The organism is Caulobacter sp. BP25 (assembly GCF_002737755.1).
Classification (GTDB): Bacteria; Pseudomonadota; Alphaproteobacteria; order Caulobacterales; family Caulobacteraceae; genus Caulobacter.
Genome location: NZ_PEGH01000018.1, coordinates 83,225 through 98,393, shown reverse-complemented (window position 1 = coordinate 98,393; position 15,169 = coordinate 83,225). Strand labels below are relative to the sequence as shown.

Genomic DNA, 15,169 nt, shown 5'->3' with positions numbered 1-15,169 from the left:
TGGGCGTTTTCTTTGCGAACCTCAAGGGGCAGCCTTGAGCATAATATTCTAGCGCCAGTCTCCCGCCGCGGCCTGCCACAGGGTCATGGCCGAGATCGCGGCGGTGTCGGCGCGCAGGATGCGAGGCCCCAGCGACACCGGCGTGACGAAGGAAAGCCCCCGCAGCCGTTCGCGCTCCTCGGGCGCGAAACCGCCCTCCGGCCCGATCAGGATCGCGGCCGGGGCGCCGGTTCCAGCGAGCGCCTCGATCGCCGGCTTGGCGTCGCCGCCCTCGTCGCAGAAGACGAGACGCCGCGCCGGATCCCAGCCATCCAGGATCTTATCCAGTTTCTCGGGATCGACGATCTCGGGCACGTCCAGGCGTCCGGTCTGCTCGGCCGCTTCCATGGCGATGGCGTCTAGGCGGCCAAGCTTGACGAAGTCGACATTCGTGCGGCGCGTGATCGTCAGGCGAACGCGCCGCGCGCCCAGCTCGGCGGCCTTTTCGACGATGGTCTCGACGCGGCCGCGCTTGACCATGGCGACGATCAAATCAAGGTCGGGACCTGTCTCCATCGGTCGGGTCTGGGCGTCGGCCTTCAGCAGGCAGCCGCGCTTGGTCGACTCTACGAGACTGGCGCGCCACTCGCCGTCGCGGCCGTTGAACAGCAGCACCTCGTCGCCGACCGACAGGCGCATGACCGAGGTCAGGTAGCGGGACTGGTCGACGGAGGGGACGACGCCGGCCCCGGCCGACAGATCGTTGGGAACGAATAGACGGATCATGGCGTCCTTCTAGCCTAACTCAGCTTTCCAGGGGTAGGCTCGCCCGATGAGCAAGTCCGACGACTACGACAACGAGCTCGTCCAGCTGCAGCTGGCCCTGATCGAGATGCAGAAGAAGGCCATCAAGGAGGGCTGGAAGATCCTGGCCGTCTTCGAGGGCCGCGACGCCGCCGGCAAGGACGGCACGATCGCCCGCATCGTCGAGCACCTGTCCAAGCGCGCCACCACCGTGGTCGCCCTGCCCAAGCCGACCGATCGCGAAGCCAGCGAGTGGTACTTCCAGCGTTATGTCGAATACCTGCCGGCCTGCGGCGAGGCGGTTCTGTTCAACCGCTCCTGGTACAACCGCGCCGGGGTCGAGCGGGTGATGGGCTTCTCGACGCCGAAGCAGCAGGAGCAGTTCCTGCGCGACGTGCCCGCCTTCGAACGGATGCTGGTCGAGAACGACACCCGCTATGTGAAGTTCTGGCTGGACATCAGCCGCGAGGAACAGGCCAAGCGCCTGAAGGCTCGCCGCGAGGACCCGCTGAAGGCCTTCAAGACCAGCGACCTCGACAAGGTCGCCGAGGAAAAGTGGGACGACTACACCAAGGCCCGTGACGAGATGCTGATCCGCACCCACAGCGATGTCGCCCCCTGGATCTGCGTCCGCGCCGATCACAAGAAGGCCGCCCGGCTCAACGTCATTCGCTGGCTGCTGCACGCGGCCGGCGACAAGAAGATCGCCAAGGGCGTGGCGCGGCCTGATCCGGAGGTGATCTTTTCCTTCGAGCCCAGCGCGCTCGAGGACGGGCGGCTGGCGCGTTAGCGCTTCTTCCGCGCCGCCCGTTCCGCCGCCAGCGCCGCGTTCTGCGCGACGCGGTGGCCCACGATGTCCCTCACCAAGTCGGGCGGAAGCGGCGCATCCGGCTGGAAGCGGATCGTGCCCTTGGCGGTCTCGAAGCCCTTCAAGCGCTCGGCGAACGCTTCGATCACCGCGCCAGGATAGAAGGCGCAATGCTTCGCCGCCGCGCCGATATGGACGAGATTGCCGTTCAGCTTGAAGGTCGGCAGGCCGTAGCTGATGGCCTCGGTCGCCTCCGGAGCGATCGCGCGAATCTGACCACGCAGGGTCTCCAGAGCCGCGCGCTGCTCGGCGGGCAGCTTGGCGAGGTAGTCGTCGACGGACGCGGCGGGGGGCTTCATCATCGTTCGCTTCTCCGTGGAACGGACCTAGGACGTTTGGCGAAGCTCCCCGCCGACAGAGCCTTCGACTATTTCACGCCGTACAGCGCCATGACGTCCTTGCGGAACGCCGCGCCGCTGTCGGGCCGGCTGTAGAACATGTGGCCGCCCGGATAGTTGGACAGGGTCACGCGGCCGTTGGCCGTCGCCGGCATGGCGTCGACCACGAGGCGCGAGGCGAAGAACGGGCACGACAGGTCGTTGTAGCCGTGGACGATCAGCACCTTCAGCTTCGGATCGACCGAGACGACCTTGCGCAGGTCGGTGACCGACTCGGTGTCGGGGCCCCGGCCGCGATCCCACATGCGGTTCACATCGCCCGACAAGGCCTCGTAGCGCGCCTCGGGCTTCCAGCCGACGATGCGGGTGGTGAAGTCGACGATGGCGCTGGTGGTCGGGGCGATGATCGCGTCGAGGATCGGATCGTTGACCTCTTGGGTCGGCGCGTTCGGGAAGGGGTCCAGCGAGGTGACGTTGCTGTCATAGCGGCTGCCCAGGCGCCCCTTATCGCGGAACACCTCGCGCAGGAACGACTGGGTCTCCAGACGCCCGCCGGCGCGGCGGACATAGTCCGGATCGAGGCCGGTCATGGCCGAGACCTTGGCCGTCAGGCGGTCCAGGGCGGCCGGGTCCGAGCCCTTCATCAGGTCCACCATGTATTCGCCGCGCGTGTAGTCCTCGACCGCCTTGATGGTCTCGGGGGTCAGCTTGCCGTCCCGTTCCAGCTTGGCCGCCGCGATCGAGGGCAGGGTCCACATGGCCGGCAGGGGCGAGATCTCCTGCGAGGCGCGGCCCGCGCTGGTCAGCAACGGCGAGACCAAAACGACGCCCTTCACAGCCACGCCCAGATCGGTCTGCAGGGTGTAGGCCAGGCGCGGGCCGCGGAAGCCGCCATAGCTCTCGCCGACCAGGTACTTGGGCGAGGTCAGGCGCTCGGTCTTCACGAGGTAGTCGAAGACGATACGCGACAGGTAGTCGATGTCCTGCTTGACGCCGTAGAAGCGCTTCTTGGTCTCCTCCTCGCCGACCAGCGAGCGCGAGAAGCCCGTGCCGACCGGATCGATGAAGACGAGATCGGTGAAGTCCAGCCAGCTGGCCGGATTGTCTTCCAGCTTGGTGAAGGCCGAAGGACTGTCGCCTTCGGCGCCGAACTGCACCCGCTTGGGGCCCAGGGCGAAGTTCAGATACACGCTGGCGGCGCCGGGGCCGCCGTTGAAGGCCACCGTGATCGGCCGGTTCGGGTCGCGCGGGCCGTCCAGCACGTACGAGGTATAGACCACCTCGGCGACCTTCTTGCCCTTCTCGTCGCGCACCGGCAGCACGCCCACAGTGGCGGTGTAGGCGATCGTCTTGCCGGCGATGACGGCGGTCTGCTTGACCGACCTGTCGGCGGGGAAGGCCGGGAGATCCAGGCCCGACTTTTCCGCGGCGGGCTTGTCGCCGCTCTTGTCCTGGGCCCAGGCCGGAGCGCCGCCCGCCAACACCAACGACATCATCACGGCCGCGACGCCCGCGCCGAAAACCTTTTTCATGCTCGTCCCCTCAACTGAGGACGAAATTGCTAGGGCAACCGGCTAACCTTCACAACCGTTCCGAAGCGTGCTCGCTTGCGGAAAAATCAGGGAGACGCCGAGGATGGATAGGAGCAGCGCGCGAGCCGCCGCGTTTACGCGCTTGGCGATCGGCCTGGCGCAGGGCATCGCGCTGTTCCTGCTGCAGAAGGCCGACGAGTCCAAGGCTTGGCCGGCGACGACGCCCCTGCTCTACGCTCCGCTGCTGGTCTGCGCCCTGGCGGTTCCGCTGCTGCCGCTCTCGGCCCTGTCGGCGATGCGTCGGAGCGCCTTGCTCGCCTGGAGCGCGGTGGCGGCCGGCCTGGTCGCGATCATGGCCATCCACGCCGCCTGGGTCGGCGCCGGCCCCGAGCGCCTAGGGGCCGGACCGTTGTCGCCGCCGCTGTTCTTCGCCGTCGCCGCCCTGTTGTTCATCGCCCACCATCTGGTCCAGCCCGCCGAGGCCGCGGGCAAGCCGGTCGCGCCCTACGCCGACTATTTCGACCTCGTCGGGACCAACGCCGTCCGCCTCTTCCTGTCCCTGGCCTTCACCGGCGCCTTCTGGCTGCTGCTGTTCCTGGCCGGCGCGCTGTTCAAGCTGATCGGCGTCGAGGCGATCCAGAAGCTGATCGGTGAAACCGCCTTCGCCTTCCCCGCCACCGGCCTGATGTTCGCCGCCGCCGTCCACATGGCCGTGCAGCTGACCGAGGCGCGTGCGGGCCTGGTGCGCGGCGTGCGGACGGTCGGCCTCGTCCTCCTGGCCTGGCTGCTGCCGCTGATGGTGGTGATCGCCGGCGGCTTCCTGGCCACCCTGCCGTTCACGGGCCTGACCCCGCTGTGGAGCACCAAGGCCGCCGCGAGCTTGCTTTTGTCGGCCGCCGCCGCCCTGATCGTCCTGATCAACGCCGCCTATCAGGACGGTCTCGAGCCGCCCAATCCGATCCTGCGCTGGGCCGCGCGCGCCGCCAGCCTGCTGCTGATCCCGATCGTCGCCCTGACCGCCTACGCCCTATGGCTGCGGATCCACCAGTATGGACTGACGCCCGATCGGGTGATGGCCTGCGCTTACCTGGTCGTCGCGGCGGGGTTCACCCTGGGCTACACGCTCGCCGCCATCCGGCCCGGCGGCTGGATGAAGCCGCTGGAGCGGACCAACCTGGTCATGGCGGCTGTCAGCGTCCTCCTGCTGATCGCCCTCTTCACCCCGATCGCCGATCCAGCGCGGTTGTCGGTGGCCAGCCAGGTCAAGCGGCTGGAGTCGGGCAAGGTCTCGGCGGAGACGTTCGACTTCCAGTTTCTGCGCTTCGATAGCGGACGATATGGGCGGCAGGCGCTGGAGCACTTGAAGACGAGCCGCGATCCCGCGACGGCGTCGAAGTCCAAGGAGGTATCCGCGCAGAGCGGCCGCGCTTCCTCAACACAAGAGATCGACTGGCGACCGGATTGGACGAAGACCACCGTCTATCCCTCCGGCGCCAGACTGCCGGATAGTTTTAAGGCTCAACACTGGGACGACCGCGAGTCCCTGTGCCTGGACCCATCCTCCACCTGCCCGGCGCTCGTACTGGACATCGACAAGGACGGCGTGGATGAGATCCTGCTGCAGTGGGGGTCGCAGTTCGATGTGTTCCAGATGAGGGAGGGGCGCTGGCGTATTGTTGCGGAGGCCACTTCGTCCTGCGATATCGGAGCCCCGGAAGCGGCGTTGAAGGCCGGCAAGGTGCGTCTAGGCCCGCCGTCCAGATTTTACGATCTGGCCGTTGGCGACGAACTGCTGACGATCAGGCCAAGGGGGTATGCCTGCAAGAACGGAGACTCCCCACTGTCGTCCTCGCCGATAGAACGTCGGTAAGTCAGCCCACGCCCTCGCTGATCGCGTTGAGCCGCGCATAGACACCGCCCTTCGCCTTGAGCTCGGCGTGGCGGCCTTCCTCGACGACGCGGCCCTTCTGGAAGACGAGGATGCGGTCGGCGCCGCGCACCGTCGACAGGCGGTGAGCGATCACGATCGTCGTTCGGCCCTCCATCAGCGCCTCGGCGGCGGCCTGCACGAGGCCTTCGGTCTCGACGTCCAGCGACGAGGTCGCCTCGTCCAAAACCAGGATCGGGGCGTCGGCCAGGAAGGCGCGGGCGATGGCCACGCGCTGGCGCTCGCCGCCCGACAGCTTGACGCCTCGCTCGCCGACCAGGGTGTCATAGCCCTTGGGCAGCTTCAGGATGAAGTCGTGGGCGCGCGCCTTCTTGGCCGCCGCCTCGACCTCTTCGCGGGTGGCGTCAGGCTTGCCGTAGGCGATGTTCTCATACAGCGAGCGGTGGAACAGGGCCGGGTCCTGCGGCACCACCGCGATGGCGCGGCGCAGGGAGGCTTGCGTCACCGTCGAGACGTCCTGGCCGTCGATCAGGACCGCGCCGTCCTGCAGGTCGTGCAGGCGCTGGACCAGCTTGACGAAGGTCGACTTGCCCGAGCCCGTCGGCCCAACCAGGGCCACCCGCTCGCCAGGCGCGATCTTCAGGGAGAAGTGGTCGTACAGCGGCGCGCCCGCGGCCTTGTAGCGGAAGGTCACGTTCTGGAACGCGATCGCGCCCGGGCCCGGCTGGAAGTCGGGCGCGCCGGGCGCGTCGGCGATCTGGGGCGCAAGACGCGTCCAGGCCGCGACGTCCTCGGTGTCGTCGAGGCCCTTTTGCAGCATGCGGATGTTCTCGCCGAGGTTTCGCAGGTAGCCGCTCATCAGCATGAAGGCGGTGATCGCGAAGGCGACATCGCCGGGCGTGGCCGTGCCCTGCGTCCAGCCCCAGACCATGGCCCCCGTCAGGCCCGCCTGCAGCACGACGAGTAGCAGGTTCTGACCCAGCCATACGTCGGTGAAGCGGTTCCAGGTGATCATCACCGCCTCGCGCCACGCGGCCGTCACCTCGGCCAAGCGCTGGGCCTCGCGCTGCTCGGCGCCGAAGCTCTTCACGGTCGGGTTAGAGGTCACAGCATCGGCAAGCGCGCCGCCAATCTGCGAATCGAAAGCGTTGGACCTCAGGTTGCTGGGCCGCACATAGCGCTCGGTAACCCACAGGTTCACCGACAGATAGGCGACGACCACGACCAATGAGATCCCGCCGGCCAGCGGCTGGCGGATCAGCATGGCGACGGAGAGGCCGATCAGCACGATGACGCCCGGCCCCAGCCAGATGGTCACCGCGTCGGTGACGCTGTCATAGCCCCACATGGCGCGGGTCAGCTTGCGCACGGTCGCGCCGGCGAAGCTGTCGGCGTGCCAGTCCGACGAGAAGGCCTGCACCTTGGCGAAGCCCTCGTTGGTCATCTCCTCCATGTTCCGGGCCGCCAGCGGGATCCAGAACCGGTGGGCGATATTGCGCACCACCGCGAACGCGAAATAGACGCCGATGAAGACGCCCAGCGCCGACCAGGCGCCGGAGTCGCCGCGCGGCTTGGTCGCCACGGTGTCCACCAGGTGTCCGGCGGCGTAAGGCAAGGCCAGGTCGAAGGCGACCGCCACCAGGGTCAGGCCGACGCCCAGGCCAAACAGCACCGGCCGCCGCTTCCAGAAGCGGGCAATGAAGGCCAGCACCTGACGGTTGGACAGCGCGCGCTTCCTGGCGCCGATTTCGTCTTCGTCCTCGAGGATGTCGGTCATGGCGCGCTAGATAGGGCCTCAGAGCCCTTAGCGGGAGGCGCTTTTTCCGAGACCAAACGGCCGCCAACGCAGGAACCAGCGGATCGCGGGCCCGATCACCGGGGTGCGCAGCATTGGCCGGACGGCGTGGGGGCGGGTCTTCAGGAAGCAGACCACCGCTCCGATCCAGAAGACGGTGGTGGGCATGTAGGGAACGACCAGGCCCACCGCGCCGGTGGCGACCAGCACGCCGCCCAGGCCGTCCAGGACCCATCGTTCGGCGCGGGTAAGACGACGGCGGCGTAATTTTCGATCCGGGACGGCGGAAGCCATGGCCCGATCCTCGCGCCCGGCGAACCCGCTGTCGAGAGAATTGAGAGCCGCTCGCAACGTCGCGAGCCCTTAAGCGAGGCTGAGATGCAAGGCCGTCGGTCGCCGATCCTTGGCGAGGCGCTTACGGATGCGCGGCCCGAACTTGGTCGCTGAGGTCAGGCGGTCGACCATGCGCTGGTCGCCCGCCTGCTGGAATAGCCGGGCGGCGGCGGTCCACAGGGCGGTGGTCACCGGATGCGGCAGCACGATCCCGGCCGCGCCACCCGCCAGCAGCAGGCTCCAACCCAGGATGCGAACAGCGGTGGCGGTCATGACGGAACCTCGATCAAAGAGTCGGGGAGGGCCAACGAAGCGCTGGTGCGGCCCTCCCCGAAATCGCCGCCCGTTGGGCGACGATGGCGATACCGGCGATCGGCGTCTTGGTCAGGAGCGCCTTCGCCGTTGTGTCGCCACCTTGACCCTCAAGAAACGATAAAACCAATTGATCGTTTTTCTCGGTGTAATCGAATTTATCTATTCTTGGCGACCCATCGGGTTCTAAGCGCTGGCCCGCTCTTTTCCGCTTGGACTGGCGCGGGTAAGCCTGCCGCCCATGAACACGAACGCCATCCTGCCAGACGCCGCGGCCACAAACTGGGTCGACCGTTACGCGCCCCTGCGTCTGCGGCCGTGGCTGAAGCTGGGCCGCTTCGACCGGCCGGCGGGCATCTGGCTCTTGATGCTGCCCGGCTGGCAGGGGATCGCCCTGGCCGCCGCCGAGCAGGGCCGCTGGCCCAATCCGCTGCTGCTGCTGGCGGTCTTCGTCGGGGCGGCGCTGATGCGGGCGGCCGGCTGCGCGTTCAACGACATCGTCGACCGCGACTTCGACGCCCAGGTGGCCCGCACGGCGATGCGGCCGATTCCCGCCGGCCTGATCAGCGTCAAGCAGGCCTGGGGCTTTCTGGTCGGCTGCAGCCTGGTCAGCTTCCTGATCCTGATCTGCCTGGGCTGGACGGCGATCCTGCTGGGCGTGCTGTCGCTGGGCCTGGTGGCGGCCTATCCGTTCATGAAGCGGATCACCTGGTGGCCGCAGGCATGGCTGGGCCTAACCTTCAACTGGGGCGCCCTGCTGGGCTACGCCGCCGCCGTCGGACACCTGTCGTGGTCGGCCGCCTTGCTCTACGCCGCCGGGATCTTCTGGACCCTGGGCTACGACACGATCTACGCGATCCAGGACATCGAGGACGACGCCCTGGCCGGCATCAAGTCCTCGACCCGACGCCTGGGCAAGCATGTGAAGCTGGGCGTGGCCGGCTTCTACGCGGTTTCGGCGGTTCTGGTGATCGCGGCGGCCTGGGTCGGGGGGCTGGGCCCGCTGTTCCTGCCCTTCGCCGGCGCCTTCGCCCTGCACCTGTCGCGCCAGGCCGCCGCCGTGCGGCTGGACGACGGCCCCGGCGCGCTGAAGCTGTTCAGGTCGAACGCCCTGGCGGGGTTGCTGGTCGTCGCCGGCCTTGTCGCGGGGCTTTGGAAGCCGGGGGTTAGCTTCTAGAACGGTCTCATGATCGTCCAGACCCTGGAAGGCCGGCGCGCTTTCATCCGCGAGAACACCCGCCTGCAGGCGCCGCCACATACGCCCGAGCTTTCGCTGCATCTGGCCGACGAGGTGACGCCGATCTGGAAGCTGACCGAGGAGGCGCTGGAGGAGATCGGCCTGCCGCCGCCGTTCTGGGCCTTCGCCTGGGCGGGCGGCCAGGCCCTGGCGCGCTACATCCTCGACCACCCCGAGCTCGTCGCCGGCAAGCATGTGATCGACTTCGCCACCGGCTCGGGCATCGTCGCGGTGGCGGCCATGAAGGCCGGCGCGGCCAGCGTGCTGGCGGCGGACATCGACATCTTCTGCGAGGCGGCCGTGGGCCTCAACGCGGACGCCAACAACGTCGAAATCGCCTTCACCGACCAGAACCTGCTCACCGCCCCGCCGCCGCAGGCCGACGTCCTGCTGGCCGGCGACATCTGCTACGAGCGGCCGATGGCGCAGGCGGTGATGGCCTGGCTGGCCCAAGGTCGCGCGGCGGGCGCAGCCGTGCTGATCGGCGATCCCGGCCGCACCTACTTCTCCAAGGACGGTCTTGAGAAGCTGGCCGAGTACCAGGTGCCGACCACCCGCGAGCTGGAAGACCTGGCCATAAAGCGCACCAGCGTCTGGACTCTGCCCTGAGCGGTCGATAAGAACATTTAGAGAACGCCAATAGCGGAGCGCACCATGCGTGAAGACGGCAAGATCGACTACATCGAGTGGCCCGCCGGCGACCTGCCCGCCACAAAGAGCTTCTATTCTGAAGCCTTCGGCTGGCGCTTCGCCGACTATGGCCCCGACTACGCCGCCTTCGAGGGCGAGGGCGTGGACGGCGGGTTCGCCAAGCCGCAGGAAGGCTCCAGCGATCGACCGCTGGTCATTCTGTACGCTCACGACCTGGAGGCCATGCTGGACAAGGTCACGAAGGCCGGCGGGACGATCACCGCCCCGATCTTCAGCTTCCCCGGCGGCCGCCGCTTCCACTTCAGCGACCCGTCCGGCAACGAGCTGGGCGTCTGGAGCGCTTCTGGCGTCGAGTAGGCCGGCGCGGCGAATCGAGGCGACTTCGCCGCCTTGTGTTTTCGAGGGGAATGACATGCGGGGATGGGCTGTAGGTCTGGCGCTGATCGGGACGGCTTCAGTCGCGATGGGCGGCGTCGCGCGCGCCGAGGATCCGCCGCCGGCCCCGATCCCTTCTCCAGTCAAGGCGCTGGAAGGCTGCTGGCGCGGTGGCGGCGACGTGATGGGCAAGCCGGTCGAGATGACCCTGGCCGTTAAGCGCGCCGCGCTCGGAACCGCGCTGACCGTCGACGCCGACAGCCACGCCAAGGCCGATCCAACCGACCGCTACGCCGCCCACCTCGTTCTGGCCGGTCGCGGTCCGGCGCCCAAGGACGGCCCGGCGACAGGCGTCTCGGGCTTCTGGGCCGACAGCTTCGGAGGCGACTTCACCGCCGTCGGCAAGGGCGAAGCGGTTCCCGGCGGCTTCGACATCACCTATCCCTATGCCGACGCGGCCTTCGTCAACCGCTGGCGGCTGGACGGCGGCACGCTGTCCTGGAGCATCGTCGCCCGGGCCGGCGGCAAGGACGCGCCGTTCGCCGCCTACGCCCTGACCCGCGCGGACTGCCCGGCGAAGTAGGCTCGGCGGCCGGCCGCATCAAACCGTCACACAGCGCCGCTACTGTCCGCCGCCTGACGATTGGGGGCCAACAGGGACTTGGCGATGACGGCGGACAAGAGCTGCGGGTCCTGCGGCCTGTGCTGCAAGGTCCTGGCGATCGAGGCCCTCGACAAGCCCGACGGCGTCTGGTGCGGCCACTTCAAGAAGGGCGGCGGCTGCGGCTTCTACGAGCATCGCCCGCCGGCCTGCCGGGCCTTCGAGTGCCTATGGTTGACCTCGGCCCGGCTGGGCGACGAATGGCGGCCCGACAAGGCCGGCTTCGTCATGTACCCCGACCGCGACGGCAAGCGGCTGAACGTCGTGGTCGACCCGGGCAAGCCGACCGCCTGGCGGCGCGAGCCGTACTATTCCTACATCAAGGCGATGTCGCGCCGGGCGCTGGACGGCTACGAGCTGGTGGTCTGCCTGGGCGACCGCCGCACCGTGGTCTTCCCCACCGAGGAGATCGACCTGGGCGTCCTGCCGCCCGACCGCAAGCTGGTCAGCGGCTATGTCGAGCAGGACGGGGCGCTTACGCCCTTCGCCATGGTCTTGGCCGAGGCGGACTAGAACCGGGGATGGAACGCCCTCGGCGTCCAGCCAAAGTCCCGCGCCGCCGCCGACGAGTCGAACGTCAGGTCCTGGCCCATTCGCGCGCCCATCGCCGCCGTGGCGCCGGGATAGAAGGGCTTGGCCAGCCGCATCAGCAGCGCAAACAGCCAGGGCGGCATCGGCAGGGATCGCGGCGTCTTGCCCAGCCCCTCGAACACCCGGTCGACCATGACGCGGTAACTCAGGGTCTCGCCGCCGACCAGGTTATAGGCTTGGTCCCGCGCCGCGGGGGCCTTGGCCGCCGCCAGGGCGCCGACCGCCAGATCGGCCGCGTGCACCGGCTGGCGCAGGCCCTCGCCTCGCCCCGACAGCGGCATGACGTGGAACCGCGTCACCAGACGCGCGATGCGGCTGATGTTCCCGTCGCGGCCCTCGTCATAGATCAGAGTCGGACGCAGGATCGTCCAGGCGACGCCGTTCTCGGCGCACCAGGTCTCGACCGCCCGCTCGGCGTCGATCAGGGCCTGAGCCACGGCGCGTTCGCCGCCCTCCGGCGAGCTGACCTTGGTGAAGCGGCTGGTCGAGGAAAAGGCGATCAGCCGGACCATGCCCCGCGCCTTCAGGCCCGGCAGCACCGCCGGCAGCAGCCAGATCGGCGACAGCGCGAACACGGTGGCCGCCGGCGGCAGATGCTGGCCGATATCCGGATCGGTCAGATCGCCATCGACCCAGCAGGCGTCGCCGGCGGGCGGCCGGCGGCTGAGGGCGACGGGATCGAACCCTTCCTGCGCCAGGCGCGCCATCAGGTGGCCGCCGATCAGGCTGGTCGCGCCCAGCACCAGAATGGGCGTCTTGAGGGTGTTGTCGGAGTCCATGGGCAACATATAGTCCCGCCCTCGGGAGCTTGCCCATGACCTATGACGAGGTTGTCGCCTTCGCCCTGCGCCTGCCCGGCGTCGAGCACGGAACCGCCTATGGCCGCCCGTGCCTGAAGGCGCACGGCAAGTTCCTGACCCGCCTGTTCGAGGACGGCGAGAGTCTGGTCTGCCCCGGCGTGCCGTTTGATGAGCGCGAAATGCTGGTCGAGGCGCAGCCGGACGTGTTCCATTTCACCGACCATTTCCGAAACTATCCCTATGTCCTGATCCGCCTGGCCGGCGTCCATCCCGGAACGGTCGAGCGGATGGTGTTGCGCCACTGGCGGACCACCGCGCCCAAGACAGTGCTGAAGGCCTGGGACGAGGCCCACCCGACGGAGACCGCATGAGCGACAAGACCAAGACCTGGCGCATCCTGATCGCGCTGGTCGCCGCCTCGGGGCCGATCCTGCAGTATGGCCTGATGGCCTATGACGAGACGCTGGCGACCCTGCCGGCCAAGACCGTCGAGTTCTTCAGCTATTTCACGATCCTGTCGAATGCGCTGGCGGCCATCGCCCTGGCCGCGCCGCTGATCGCGCCGGAGAGCCGGCTGGCGCTCTGGGCTGAGCAGGCCGGTCCGCGCGCGGCGATCGCGACCTATCTGGCGATCACGGCCGTGGTCTATCACACGATGCTGGCCCACACCTGGGACCCGCACGGCCTGCGGCTCGCAGCCACCACGCTCAACCACACGATCACGCCGGCGGCCTTCCTGCTGGATCTCGTCCTGCGCGGCGGCCAAGGCGAGGCGCGCTGGATCGCGGCCTTGAAGTCGATGGCCTTCCCCGCCCTGTTCGGCGTCTGGACCCTGGCCCACGGCGCCCTTTCGGGCTTCTACCCCTATCCGTTTATGGACGTGCCCAAGCGCGGCTATCCGGCCGTCCTTGTGACGATCGTTCAGATGGGCGTTGCTTTCGCGCTGGTCTGCCTGATCTTCGTCGCCCTGTTGCGCGTTCGGACCAGGAGGGCGGCCGCGAAACCCGCCCCCCTATCCGCCTGACTGCCTTTCCGGAGTTTCCCAATGTCCAAGCTCGTCCCCGCCATTCGCTCCGGCGACGTCCTGATGCCCGCCATCGGCTTTGGCACCTGGCAGCTGGAGAACGGGACCGCCGTCCCGCTGGTCGAGAAGGCGCTGGAGGTCGGCTACCGCCACATCGACACCGCCCAGATCTACGGCAACGAGCAGGACGTCGGCGCGGCGATCAAAAACAGCGGGATCAAGCGCGACGAGCTCTTCGTCACCACCAAGATCTGGATCGACAACTTCGCCGACGGTGATTTGCAGCGCTCGGCGCAGATCAGCCTGGAGAAGCTGGGCCTCGACCATGTCGACCTCTTGCTGCTGCACTGGCCCAAGCCGAGCCCGTCCATCGCGCAGACCCTGGCCGCCCTGAACGAGGTCCGCGCCAAGGGCTGGACCCGCGCCATCGGCGTCTCGAACTACCCCTCGGCCCAGCTCGAAGAGGCCGCCAAGCTGTCGGACGCCCCGATCGCCACCGACCAGGTGGAGTACCACCCCTATCTGTCGCTGAAGACCCTGAAGGCCAAGGCCGACGCCCTGGGCGTCTCCATCACCGCCTGGTCGCCGCTGGCCCAGGGCAAGGTCGCCCAGGAACCGCTGCTGATCGACATCGCCCGCGCCCACGGCAAGACCCCCGGCCAGGTCACCCTGCGCTGGATCATCCAGCAGGGCGTCATCGCCATCCCGCGCACCAGCAATCCGGGGCGCATCGAGGAGAACTTCGACATCCTCGACTTCGAACTGACCGAGAAGGAGATGGCGGAGATTCACGGCCTGGCGCGGCCCGATGGGCGGATCGGGGACTGGATCGACAAGGCGTACCAGTGGGACGCTGAGTAGGGGCGAGGGGGCGGCTGTTGGCGTGGCTTTCCAAGGCTCGTAGCCTGCTTCAATGAACCACTCGCTCATGATCGCTGTACTTCCAGATTACCTCCAGTCCATTGCTAAACTCGGCAGCGGGACCGCGTCATGGCCCCTCAATTCAATTCCGCTTGTGATCGAGGCTTACCGGCAAGCCGGCATGATCAATCGAGGCGGCGACCTTCAGATCATTGTGGACGATCGCGCTTGGGAGTCGCCGAACTTTGGGGTGTGGGTTTTTGACAGCGACCTGATCGAGCCCGATCCCAGGAAGCGGCCCGACGAAGCAGCCGGCGTTGCTTTGTCGAAGCTTGCCGGGCTGGATCACGAAGCTATGCGAGAAGAGGTACTTGCCGGCTGTCCGTTCTTCACGGAAAGCGCCTTTGAGATCAATCGTGCTGCGCTCCGCCTAACTTGGCGCGCTGAGCCGATAGGCTGAAAGCTGACCGCATAGACGTCACCTAAGGGGCGTGATCGTCTCGCCATGAGATGTAAGGATGGCTCCTGTCGCTGTGACGGGTTTCAAAGCGCCAGTCGGCCACCGCCGCGGGCCCCCACCTGACCACGCTCCGCGTGGTCGTCCGCCCCCGGAGGGGGCAGAAGGAAACGCGAGCCTTCTTCCCCCTCCGGGGGCGGAGCGCCGCAGGCGCGGAGGGGGCAAGTACGAGCGTTCGTCGCGCTCTATGATCCGCGTATCCGGAATCGAACCCAGCGTTTTCAACGACCTCTCACTTTTACACGCCATTCTATCATCCGCGTTGAATCCCCCTCCATACTGATCTCACCCGATGGCTTGGAAGGGACGTCCGGCCGGCGATCGTGACGGCTGTCGGGGGTGGTCGAACGGGACTTTAGGTTCGGGCTGAAATCGCCCGAACGGTCCGGGGACCGGGTCGCCAGCCCGGCCCGCCCGTCGGGGGCCTAGCGGCGAGAGCGGGTTAAAACCCCGCGCCTCGCGGGCTCACCGGATAACGATTACGCGGAGCGTCTGGCTTCGTCGAAACGGTAATCACTATCCAAACCTCCGGACGGATGTCCGGCGCTCCGCATCCCCTTCCATCCCTTCAGCGGCAAGCCGCGTGAAGCGGCCGCAGCGTGT

Annotated in this window: 18 protein-coding genes and 1 pseudogene; 11 read left to right on the top strand and 8 right to left on the bottom strand. The window is 67.8% G+C overall.

The window, feature by feature from the left end; genetic code table 11:
* Positions 1–48: 48 nt before the first annotated feature.
* Positions 49–765: a 16S rRNA (uracil(1498)-N(3))-methyltransferase gene (locus CSW59_RS14310; RefSeq protein ID WP_099444680.1), complete on the bottom strand. Its 717-nt coding sequence runs from the start codon at positions 763–765 to the stop codon at positions 49–51.
* Between the two features lie 46 nt (positions 766–811).
* Between CSW59_RS14310 and ppk2 the strand changes: the two genes are divergently transcribed.
* Positions 812–1,573, top strand: coding sequence for a polyphosphate kinase 2 (ppk2, locus tag CSW59_RS14305; protein WP_099444679.1), 762 nt, complete (start codon positions 812–814; stop codon positions 1,571–1,573).
* On the opposite strand, the gene CSW59_RS14300 is transcribed toward ppk2, so the two are convergent.
* Entirely contained in the window at positions 1,570–1,953 is a 384-nt protein-coding gene (locus CSW59_RS14300; protein WP_099444678.1) for an iron chaperone, read from the bottom strand. The two genes, ppk2 and CSW59_RS14300, sit on opposite strands and share 4 nt — an antisense overlap.
* Positions 1,954–2,018: 65 nt before the next feature.
* Positions 2,019–3,521, bottom strand: coding sequence for a S10 family peptidase (locus CSW59_RS14295; protein WP_099444677.1), 1,503 nt, complete (start codon positions 3,519–3,521; stop codon positions 2,019–2,021).
* A 103-nt stretch (positions 3,522–3,624) separates the two neighbouring features.
* Here CSW59_RS14295 and CSW59_RS14290 point away from each other — a divergent pair, with 103 nt between their 5' ends.
* Positions 3,625–5,391, top strand: a complete 1,767-nt coding sequence (locus CSW59_RS14290; protein ID WP_099444676.1) for a DUF4153 domain-containing protein — start codon at positions 3,625–3,627, stop codon at positions 5,389–5,391.
* 1 nt (position 5,392) lies between these two features.
* On the opposite strand, the gene CSW59_RS14285 is transcribed toward CSW59_RS14290, so the two are convergent.
* The 3 genes from CSW59_RS14285 to CSW59_RS14275 form a co-directional block, all read right to left on the bottom strand.
* Positions 5,393–7,186 (bottom strand): ABC transporter ATP-binding protein, encoded by a 1,794-nt coding sequence (locus CSW59_RS14285; protein WP_099444675.1) that lies wholly within the window; start codon positions 7,184–7,186, stop codon positions 5,393–5,395.
* A 27-nt stretch (positions 7,187–7,213) separates the two neighbouring features.
* Complete coding sequence (locus CSW59_RS14280) at positions 7,214–7,498, bottom strand: DUF454 family protein (protein WP_099444674.1); 285 nt, start codon at positions 7,496–7,498, stop codon at positions 7,214–7,216.
* 69 nt (positions 7,499–7,567) lie between these two features.
* Complete coding sequence (locus CSW59_RS14275) at positions 7,568–7,810, bottom strand: hypothetical protein (RefSeq protein WP_099444673.1); 243 nt, start codon at positions 7,808–7,810, stop codon at positions 7,568–7,570.
* A 280-nt stretch (positions 7,811–8,090) separates the two neighbouring features.
* Here CSW59_RS14275 and ubiA point away from each other — a divergent pair, with 280 nt between their 5' ends.
* From ubiA to CSW59_RS14250, 5 genes are all read left to right on the top strand, one after another.
* Complete coding sequence (gene ubiA, locus CSW59_RS14270) at positions 8,091–9,026, top strand: 4-hydroxybenzoate octaprenyltransferase (protein WP_099444672.1); 936 nt, start codon at positions 8,091–8,093, stop codon at positions 9,024–9,026.
* A gap of 9 nt (positions 9,027–9,035) precedes the next feature.
* Complete coding sequence (locus CSW59_RS14265) at positions 9,036–9,695, top strand: methyltransferase (RefSeq protein WP_099444671.1); 660 nt, start codon at positions 9,036–9,038, stop codon at positions 9,693–9,695.
* Between the two features lie 45 nt (positions 9,696–9,740).
* Complete coding sequence (locus CSW59_RS14260; RefSeq protein WP_099444670.1) at positions 9,741–10,094, top strand: VOC family protein; 354 nt, start codon at positions 9,741–9,743, stop codon at positions 10,092–10,094.
* Between the two features lie 55 nt (positions 10,095–10,149).
* The gene (locus tag CSW59_RS14255) at positions 10,150–10,695 is read left to right on the top strand and encodes a hypothetical protein (RefSeq protein ID WP_099444669.1); all 546 of its coding nucleotides are present in this window, start codon (positions 10,150–10,152) and stop codon (positions 10,693–10,695) included.
* Between the two features lie 84 nt (positions 10,696–10,779).
* The gene (locus CSW59_RS14250) at positions 10,780–11,286 is read left to right on the top strand and encodes a YkgJ family cysteine cluster protein (protein ID WP_099444668.1); all 507 of its coding nucleotides are present in this window, start codon (positions 10,780–10,782) and stop codon (positions 11,284–11,286) included.
* Here the strand turns inward: CSW59_RS14250 and CSW59_RS14245 are convergent.
* Positions 11,283–12,143: an NAD(P)-dependent oxidoreductase gene (locus CSW59_RS14245; protein WP_099444667.1), complete on the bottom strand. Its 861-nt coding sequence runs from the start codon at positions 12,141–12,143 to the stop codon at positions 11,283–11,285. The genes CSW59_RS14250 and CSW59_RS14245 overlap by 4 nt on opposite strands.
* A 29-nt stretch (positions 12,144–12,172) precedes the next feature.
* On the opposite strand from CSW59_RS14245, the gene CSW59_RS14240 reads away from it, so the two are divergent.
* The 4 genes from CSW59_RS14240 to CSW59_RS14225 are packed head-to-tail and all read left to right on the top strand — an operon-like array spanning position 12,173 to position 14,509.
* Complete coding sequence (locus tag CSW59_RS14240) at positions 12,173–12,535, top strand: MmcQ/YjbR family DNA-binding protein (RefSeq protein WP_099444666.1); 363 nt, start codon at positions 12,173–12,175, stop codon at positions 12,533–12,535.
* Positions 12,532–13,188 carry a Pr6Pr family membrane protein gene (locus CSW59_RS14235; RefSeq protein WP_099444665.1) on the top strand — a complete coding sequence of 219 codons (657 nt, stop codon included), beginning with the start codon at positions 12,532–12,534 and terminating at the stop codon, positions 13,186–13,188. The genes CSW59_RS14240 and CSW59_RS14235 overlap by 4 nt, the downstream gene beginning before the upstream one ends.
* A 21-nt stretch (positions 13,189–13,209) precedes the next feature.
* The gene (locus tag CSW59_RS14230; RefSeq protein ID WP_099444664.1) at positions 13,210–14,049 is read left to right on the top strand and encodes an aldo/keto reductase; all 840 of its coding nucleotides are present in this window, start codon (positions 13,210–13,212) and stop codon (positions 14,047–14,049) included.
* A 52-nt stretch (positions 14,050–14,101) separates the two neighbouring features.
* On the top strand, positions 14,102–14,509 hold the full coding sequence (locus CSW59_RS14225; RefSeq protein WP_099444663.1) for a hypothetical protein: 408 nt from the start codon (positions 14,102–14,104) through the stop codon (positions 14,507–14,509).
* Positions 14,510–15,048: 539 nt separating this feature from the next.
* Here CSW59_RS14225 and CSW59_RS21905 read toward each other — a convergent pair.
* Positions 15,049–15,156, bottom strand: a pseudogene (locus CSW59_RS21905) (hypothetical protein); the annotation flags it as partial.
* Positions 15,157–15,169 lie beyond the last annotated feature (13 nt).

What these genes read in the sequence shown, in the direction of transcription:
- CSW59_RS14310 (WP_099444680.1), bottom strand. Translation starts at nt 765, where the DNA reads ATGATCCGTCTATTCGTTCCCAACGATCTGTCGGCCGGGGCCGGCGTC.
- ppk2 (WP_099444679.1), top strand. Translation starts at nt 812, where the DNA reads ATGAGCAAGTCCGACGACTACGACAACGAGCTCGTCCAGCTGCAGCTG.
- CSW59_RS14300 (WP_099444678.1), bottom strand. Translation starts at nt 1,953, where the DNA reads ATGATGAAGCCCCCCGCCGCGTCCGTCGACGACTACCTCGCCAAGCTG.
- CSW59_RS14295 (WP_099444677.1), bottom strand. Translation starts at nt 3,521, where the DNA reads ATGAAAAAGGTTTTCGGCGCGGGCGTCGCGGCCGTGATGATGTCGTTG.
- CSW59_RS14290 (WP_099444676.1), top strand. Translation starts at nt 3,625, where the DNA reads ATGGATAGGAGCAGCGCGCGAGCCGCCGCGTTTACGCGCTTGGCGATC.
- CSW59_RS14285 (WP_099444675.1), bottom strand. Translation starts at nt 7,186, where the DNA reads ATGACCGACATCCTCGAGGACGAAGACGAAATCGGCGCCAGGAAGCGC.
- CSW59_RS14280 (WP_099444674.1), bottom strand. Translation starts at nt 7,498, where the DNA reads ATGGCTTCCGCCGTCCCGGATCGAAAATTACGCCGCCGTCGTCTTACC.
- CSW59_RS14275 (WP_099444673.1), bottom strand. Translation starts at nt 7,810, where the DNA reads ATGACCGCCACCGCTGTTCGCATCCTGGGTTGGAGCCTGCTGCTGGCG.
- ubiA (WP_099444672.1), top strand. Translation starts at nt 8,091, where the DNA reads ATGAACACGAACGCCATCCTGCCAGACGCCGCGGCCACAAACTGGGTC.
- CSW59_RS14265 (WP_099444671.1), top strand. Translation starts at nt 9,036, where the DNA reads ATGATCGTCCAGACCCTGGAAGGCCGGCGCGCTTTCATCCGCGAGAAC.
- CSW59_RS14260 (WP_099444670.1), top strand. Translation starts at nt 9,741, where the DNA reads ATGCGTGAAGACGGCAAGATCGACTACATCGAGTGGCCCGCCGGCGAC.
- CSW59_RS14255 (WP_099444669.1), top strand. Translation starts at nt 10,150, where the DNA reads ATGCGGGGATGGGCTGTAGGTCTGGCGCTGATCGGGACGGCTTCAGTC.
- CSW59_RS14250 (WP_099444668.1), top strand. Translation starts at nt 10,780, where the DNA reads ATGACGGCGGACAAGAGCTGCGGGTCCTGCGGCCTGTGCTGCAAGGTC.
- CSW59_RS14245 (WP_099444667.1), bottom strand. Translation starts at nt 12,143, where the DNA reads ATGGACTCCGACAACACCCTCAAGACGCCCATTCTGGTGCTGGGCGCG.
- CSW59_RS14235 (WP_099444665.1), top strand. Translation starts at nt 12,532, where the DNA reads ATGAGCGACAAGACCAAGACCTGGCGCATCCTGATCGCGCTGGTCGCC.
- CSW59_RS14230 (WP_099444664.1), top strand. Translation starts at nt 13,210, where the DNA reads ATGTCCAAGCTCGTCCCCGCCATTCGCTCCGGCGACGTCCTGATGCCC.
- CSW59_RS14225 (WP_099444663.1), top strand. Translation starts at nt 14,102, where the DNA reads ATGAACCACTCGCTCATGATCGCTGTACTTCCAGATTACCTCCAGTCC.